This is a genomic window from Ensifer sp. SSB1 (assembly GCF_016652895.1).
In the GTDB taxonomy this organism is placed as follows: Bacteria; Pseudomonadota; Alphaproteobacteria; order Rhizobiales; family Rhizobiaceae; genus Ensifer.
The window spans coordinates 1-6,071 of the sequence record NZ_JAEPRP010000271.1 but is presented as its reverse complement, the minus strand read 5'-3'; the positions used below and the strand labels follow the sequence as shown (position 1 = coordinate 6,071).

The following is a 6,071-nucleotide window of genomic DNA, read 5'->3' as shown; positions in this document are numbered from 1 at the left end:
CATTTCATTTCCGGAAACGGCGGCAATCTCGATCCGATGTCCAGCGGCGTGGAAGACCTCCTCAACCTTCTGGCCATAGGCCGCCATATCCGTCGTGCGGAAGGTTCCGCCGTCACGATTGAAGATCGCCTTGATTTTCATGAATGGGTCACTGGCTCCGTTGCCGCGGCAAAGCTGTTCACCGCGATCAGATAATCGCGATTGCGGCCAATTCCAGAACCTTACTGAAACTTAACGGGAATCAATCGCGTGCCGGCGAAGCTCCGAGACCGGCAATCGCCCGGCGTTCAGCGCGGCTCGGGCAATTTCAGAGGCCCACCCGTCTTGATCGACCGGATCGCGAAGTTCGAGCGGATGTCGGTCACGCCCGGCAGGGCAAGCAGCGTATCGGTCAGGAGCTTCTCGTAAGCCGGGAGGTCCTCGACGACGACCTCGGCGAGAAAATCGGCATTGCCCGAGATCAGGAAACAGGACACCACCTCGGGAATGGCGAGCAACGCCTCCTGCTGCAATTGTGCATTCTCGCGGCTGTGCCGTCCCACCTTGATCTCCACGAAGACCGTGAGCCCGAGGCCGGCTTCCTTGCGGTCGATGTCGGCGCGATAGCCACGCAGGATGCCGGATTTTTCCAGATTGCGGATGCGCCGCAGGCAAGGCGACGGCGAAAGATTGACCTTTTCGGCGATCTCGACGTTCGTCGCGCGCGCATCCTCCTGGAGTATCCTGAGGATTGCGAAGTCGAATTTATCGAGATTTGGCATGATCATAAATTTCGGAGGCATCTATTGGCACATTGTTGCTAGTTATAGCCTGCTTCGGGCATAAATCGCAAGGACATGCCTTGCGTTCAGGGCGTAATCTTCCTTCCGGACCCAAAAGCCTCTGAGATACTCAAATCGGGAAGGAAATTCAAATGGTTGCGCTCGCCTTCGATCGCGGCAATACGACGCCTGTCGCCGCCGGCTATGCCGGCGCCTTCGTGACCGTCCTCATCTGGGCGGGTTGGATTCTCGCGACCCGCCATTCGGCAGGCACTGCACTCGGCACGATCGACCTCGGCCTGATCCGCTATGGCGTGCCGACCCTCCTGCTTGCGCCGGTCTGGTTGAAGACCGGCCTATTGCCGCGCAAGCTGCCGGTCCTGCTTCTCGCCCTGATGGTCGCGGGTTCGGGCGCGGTCTTCTTTCAGGTCTCGGCATTTGCGATCCATTCCGTTCCCGCCTCCTCCGTCGGCATTCTTCTCGGCGGCTCGATGCCGCTTGCCACCGCCCTGATCGGCATCACCGTCTTTGGGGAACGTCCGGACCGGATGCGGATGCTGGGTTTTGCCGCGATCGTCGCCGGCGTCGCCATCCTGCTGACGCGCAATCTCACCGCTTCAGCGTCCGACGGCTGGATCGGATATGCCCTGTTGCCGGCGGCGGCGACGCTTTGGGCGATCTACACCCACGCATTCCGCCGGTCCGGGCTGAGCCCGCTGCAGGGAAGCGCCTTGATTGCCGTCTGGTCGCTCCTGATTCATCTGGCGCTTGCGATCTTTTTCGGAAGCACGCTTGCCAACGTCCCGTTCCAGGAGATCGCCTTGCAGATCACCAGCCAGGGCATCCTGTCCGGCCTCGTTGCCATGGTCGCCTATGGCTTTGCGGTGAAGAGCCTCGGCGGCACGCAGGCCGCAGCCTTCACCGCACTCACCCCGGTGCTCGCGATGATTGGCGGCGCGGTCCTGCTCGGCGAGCAGATCGGCCTGTTCGAAATGCTGGCCGCAATCGTCACGGCTGGTGGTGTCGCACTTTCCACCGGCATCCTCTCTGTCCGCACGTGAGCCTTTCCGGAAAGGACAAAGACCCCGGCGCTTTCGCACCGGGGCCTTCACTTTTCTTGATCCCCAAGGCTCAGCCGTGGATGATCTCGCGATGCTTCTGCAGGCGGTGGCCATAGGCCTGGCTGACACGATCGAAGATGATCGCAATCCCGACGATGGCGAGGCCGTTGAAGATGCCGAGGGTAAAGTACTGGTTGGCGATCGCCTTCAGCACCGGCTGACCGAGACCTTGAACACCGATCATCGAGGCGATGACCACCATGGCGAGCGCCATCATGATGGTCTGGTTGATGCCGGCCATGATCGTCGGCAGGGCCAACGGCATCTGCACGTTCTTGAGCTTCTGCCAGCCCGACGAACCGAAGGCATCGGCAGCCTCCAGCACATCCTTGTCGACGAGACGGATGCCGAGATTGGTGAGCCGGATCATCGGCGGTATCGCGTAGATGACCACGGCAATCAGCCCCGGCACCTTGCCGATGCCAAGCAGCATGACGACCGGGATCAGATAGACGAAACTCGGCATGGTCTGCATCACGTCGAGGATCGGATTGACGATATTCTGGAAGCGATCCGAACGGGACATCACGATACCGATCGGAATGCCGATGGCGATCGAAAGGACAGTGCAGACGAAGATCATCGAGACCGTCTTCATCGTATCGTCCCACATATCGAAATAGCCGATGAGCAGGAGCGTACCGATACAACCGGCGACGATCTTCCAATTCCGGCTCGCCACCCAGGCGATCAGCGCAATCAGCACCAGGATGATCGGCCAGGGCGTCTTCGTCATGAAGCGCTCCGACTGGATGAGGAAGAACTGCAGTGGCTCGAAGAAGCCTTCGATTGCGTCGCCGTAGGCGCGCGTGAACGACCGGAATCCCTCGTCGATAGCCTTCTTCAACGCCCGCAGGCTCTCGTCGTCCATGTGCGGAAACTGGGTAAACCAGTCCATTCCATTTCCCCTTCACATTTCGCCGACCGCGATTGTTGTTTTGCAGTTGCCGGACGTCGAACAAGAGGCGGCGCAAGTGATCGCGCCGCCCATGGTTTCAATCAGTGCGTTCAGAGTGCGGCCTTGACCTTTTCGGCAACCTCGGGCGAGACCCACTTGGTCCAGAGGTCGGGGTTCTCCTGAAGGAAGTGCTTGGCGCCCTCCTCTCCGCTCGCCTGGTTGTCGGTCATCCAGGCCATCAACTTGTTGACCGTGTCATTGGTCCAGGCGCGCTTGTTGAGGTAGTCCATGGCCGGGCCGGCGCGATCGGCGAAGGACTTGGTCACAAGCGTCTGGACCTTGTCCTTCGGCCAGTCGTTCTTCTTCGGGTCCGGGCAATCGGCGACTGTGTTGCAACGCTTCCATTCGGCCGCATCGGCCGGTACGCCATGCTCGAGCTTCACCATCTCGTACTTGCCGAGAAGTGCTGTCGGCGCCCAGTAGTACCCGACCCAGCCCTGCTTGCGCTCATAGGCCTTGGCAATCGAGCCATCGAGGCCGGCGGCCGAGCCGGTGTCGACAAGCGTAAAGCCCGCGGCTTCGCCGCCATAGGCCTTGTAGAGCTGCGTGGTCACGACGGTACCGCCCCAACCCTGCGGGCCATTGAAGACGGCGCCCTTGCTGGCATCTTCCGGATCCGGGAACAGCTCCTTGTGCTTCAGCGCGTCGTCGATCGTCTTGATGTCAGGATTGGCGTCGACAATGTATTTCGGGACCCACCAGCCCTGAACGGCGCCATCGGAAAGCGCAACGGCAGCACCGACGAGCTTGCCTTCCTCGAGACCGCGATTGACGACATCCGGCAGCAGGTCGACCCAGCCTTCCGGCGCAACATCCGGCTGTCCCTTTTCGATCATCGAGGTGATCGTCGGAACCGTGTCACCAACGACCAGGTCGGCATTGCAGCCGTAGCCTTCCGTCAGGATGATCTTGTCGACGCTCGCCAGCACCTCGGCGCTCTGCCAATTCATGTTGGCGATCGTCACGTCACCGCATTCGGCGGCCGAAGCGGCGCCGGCGAGGCCGAGGAGGCCGGCGGCCAGACAGGTCGTTGCAAGAAGCTTCTTCATTTCCGTTCCCTTTGTTTTGGCGGTGCATCTCATCGCACTGCCGATCTCACCGCGGGGATCGACAGCGTCACAGAGCTCGGTCCAACTCGAAACAACAGGGACCGAAAGGCCTGCAGGTCCGTCGGCTTCGAGCCGATGACATCATGAAAGCTAACGGGGTTTTCCGGCAAGGACTTTCCCATTTGCGTCAACGGGTGCCTTTCCTAATGTTTGAAGATGGCTGAGGCGCAGATCAGGTCGATTTGCTGCGCTGATAATAGCGTGACACCCGAACCCGGTTGCCGCAGCGCGTAGCCGAACACCAGCGCCGGCGGGCGTTGTTGCCGACGAAGAGCATGACGCAATCCTCCGCCTCGCATTTGCGGATCAGGCCGGCGTCCGGATGGGCCAGCAGCGCCGCGGCATCCTCGGCCAGGAATCCCGCCAGCTGGATCATGGGTGCAGCCAGCCGCTCACTGACAAGACGCGGCGGGTCACTCCAGTCGAGATGTCGTACGAGCGGCGCGGCGCGCATTGCCACATTGAGGCCCTCGATATCGGCCGCGGGAACGGGTTGCCCGCTCATGACATGCGCAATTGCCGAGGTCATGTGCGCCCTGACGGCAAGCACAGGCGCAACGTCGGCCGCACTTGTCGCACCGATCCCGTCAAACGCCGCGTCCGGAAGACGGGCCCGCTCCAACTCAAGCCAATCCGCCAGCCCTTCCCCATCCGCGATCAGATCGACGCGTCCACTCGCTGTCAGCGGATGCGTGTTGACGAGATCGAGAGCAAGCGGCTCTCCGACAAAAGGAACCAGGTCCATGCGGCCCTCATTTAATGCATGATTTCGATGTTGACACATTAGCATTTCCAACGCAATTCTAATGCATAAACTTTCAAGATAGGGGTGTTAAATGAATAGACATCGCATTCCATCGATCCGCCACCGCTTCATCGAAGCCAGCGGCGTGCGCGTCTTCTATCGGGAAAGCGAGCCGGTCGAGGCCGGCGACGACGTGCCCACGATATTGCTGCTGCATGGCTTCCCCTCGTCCTCGCACCAATACCGTCGCCTGATGGATGCGCTCGGCAGCCAATACCGGCTGATCGCGCCGGACTATCCGGGTTTTGGCCACAGCGACGCTCCGACATCGACAAATGAGGGCGGCAGCTTCGTCTACAGCTTCGATCGGCTCGCTGAAGTGATCGAAGGATTCGTCGAGGCCTTGGCGCTCAAGCGCTTTGTCCTCTACGCCTTCGATTTCGGAGCACCTGTCGGCTTTCGCCTTGCAAGCCGGCGTCCCGAGCGGATTGCGGGACTGATCGTCCAGAACGGCAACGCCTATCTGGAGGGGCTTTCCGACATCGCCCGCGATTTCATCGCACTTGAACCGCAAGACGAGGGCGCAGTGGAACAGGTCCGGCAACTGCTGACCCTGGAGATGACCCGAGGGCAGTATGTCGGGGGCACTGGGGATCCGGAACTGGTGGCACCCGACGGTTGGACCATGGATCAGCATTTCCTCGACCGTCCCGACCGCCGCCAGCCGCAAGTCGATCTTGCCTTCGACTACAAGAGCAACCTTGCCCGCTCCGGCGAATGGCAAGAGTGGCTGCGAAGCGAGAAGCCCCCGACCTTGATCACCTGGGGCCGCAATGATCCGTTCTTCACCGAAAAAGGCGCCCGCGCGTTTCTTGCCGATCTCCCTGAGGCCGATCTGCACCTGTTCGACACCGGTCACTTCGCGCTGGAAGAGAGCCTGCCGGAAATCGCACCGCTGATTGCCGACTTCGTCGACCGCATCTGGACGAAGGCATGAAATGAAAAAAGGCGCCGTGGCCATAACCATCGACGCCTTTCCTGATCTTCGGCCGGGCCGCGAATTGCGGTCCGCCCTCGAACATCACATGTTCGGATAGACCGGGCCTTCGCCACCCTGTGGCGGCACCCAGTTGATGTTCTGGTTGGGGTCCTTGATGTCGCAGGTCTTGCAGTGCACGCAGTTCTGCGCGTTGATGACGAAAACGTCCTTGCCGTCCTTTTCCACCCACTCGTAGACGCCGGCCGGACAGTAGCGCGTCGAGGGGCCGGCATAGATGTCGTGCTCGGAGCGCTTCTGCAGCTCCATGTCCTTCACCTGCAGATGGACCGGCTGATCCTCCTCGTGGTTGGTGTTCGACAGGAACACCGAGGACAGCC

General features: G+C 60.9%; 7 protein-coding genes and 1 pseudogene. 2 read left to right on the top strand and 6 right to left on the bottom strand.

Annotation, left to right across the window (positions count from 1 at the left end; translation table 11 throughout):
* Positions 1 to 141, bottom strand: a pseudogene (locus I8N66_RS35350) (diacylglycerol kinase family lipid kinase); the annotation flags it as partial.
* A 146-nt stretch (positions 142 to 287) separates the two neighbouring features.
* Positions 288 to 761 (bottom strand): Lrp/AsnC family transcriptional regulator, encoded by a 474-nt coding sequence (locus tag I8N66_RS35345; RefSeq protein ID WP_113541533.1) that lies wholly within the window; start codon positions 759 to 761, stop codon positions 288 to 290.
* 152 nt (positions 762 to 913) lie between these two features.
* Here I8N66_RS35345 and I8N66_RS35340 point away from each other — a divergent pair, with 152 nt between their 5' ends.
* Positions 914 to 1,822: a DMT family transporter gene (locus I8N66_RS35340; RefSeq protein ID WP_291164581.1), complete on the top strand. Its 909-nt coding sequence runs from the start codon at positions 914 to 916 to the stop codon at positions 1,820 to 1,822.
* Between the two features lie 70 nt (positions 1,823 to 1,892).
* On the opposite strand, the gene I8N66_RS35335 is transcribed toward I8N66_RS35340, so the two are convergent.
* The 3 genes from I8N66_RS35335 to I8N66_RS35325 form a co-directional block, all read right to left on the bottom strand.
* The gene (locus I8N66_RS35335; protein WP_113541535.1) at positions 1,893 to 2,780 is read right to left on the bottom strand and encodes a proline/glycine betaine ABC transporter permease; all 888 of its coding nucleotides are present in this window, start codon (positions 2,778 to 2,780) and stop codon (positions 1,893 to 1,895) included.
* Positions 2,781 to 2,890: 110 nt separating this feature from the next.
* Positions 2,891 to 3,889 carry an ABC transporter substrate-binding protein gene (locus I8N66_RS35330; protein WP_113541536.1) on the bottom strand — a complete coding sequence of 333 codons (999 nt, stop codon included), beginning with the start codon at positions 3,887 to 3,889 and terminating at the stop codon, positions 2,891 to 2,893.
* Between the two features lie 232 nt (positions 3,890 to 4,121).
* On the bottom strand, positions 4,122 to 4,694 hold the full coding sequence (locus I8N66_RS35325; RefSeq protein WP_113541537.1) for a CGNR zinc finger domain-containing protein: 573 nt from the start codon (positions 4,692 to 4,694) through the stop codon (positions 4,122 to 4,124).
* Positions 4,695 to 4,785: 91 nt separating this feature from the next.
* On the opposite strand from I8N66_RS35325, the gene I8N66_RS35320 reads away from it, so the two are divergent.
* Positions 4,786 to 5,691: an alpha/beta hydrolase gene (locus tag I8N66_RS35320; RefSeq protein ID WP_291164573.1), complete on the top strand. Its 906-nt coding sequence runs from the start codon at positions 4,786 to 4,788 to the stop codon at positions 5,689 to 5,691.
* 84 nt (positions 5,692 to 5,775) lie between these two features.
* On the opposite strand, the gene I8N66_RS35315 is transcribed toward I8N66_RS35320, so the two are convergent.
* Positions 5,776 to 6,071, bottom strand: a 296-nt coding sequence (locus tag I8N66_RS35315) for a 4Fe-4S dicluster domain-containing protein (protein WP_291164570.1), incomplete at its 5' end; no start/stop codon positions are given.

Bases quoted from the DNA above. Each gene is read 5' to 3' on its own strand.
- I8N66_RS35325 (WP_113541537.1), bottom strand. From the start codon at position 4,694: ATGGACCTGGTTCCTTTTGTCGGAGAGCCGCTTGCTCTCGATCTCGTC.
- I8N66_RS35320 (WP_291164573.1), top strand. From the start codon at position 4,786: ATGAATAGACATCGCATTCCATCGATCCGCCACCGCTTCATCGAAGCC.
- I8N66_RS35335 (WP_113541535.1), bottom strand. From the start codon at position 2,780: ATGGACTGGTTTACCCAGTTTCCGCACATGGACGACGAGAGCCTGCGG.
- I8N66_RS35345 (WP_113541533.1), bottom strand. From the start codon at position 761: ATGCCAAATCTCGATAAATTCGACTTCGCAATCCTCAGGATACTCCAG.
- I8N66_RS35340 (WP_291164581.1), top strand. From the start codon at position 914: ATGGTTGCGCTCGCCTTCGATCGCGGCAATACGACGCCTGTCGCCGCC.
- I8N66_RS35330 (WP_113541536.1), bottom strand. From the start codon at position 3,889: ATGAAGAAGCTTCTTGCAACGACCTGTCTGGCCGCCGGCCTCCTCGGC.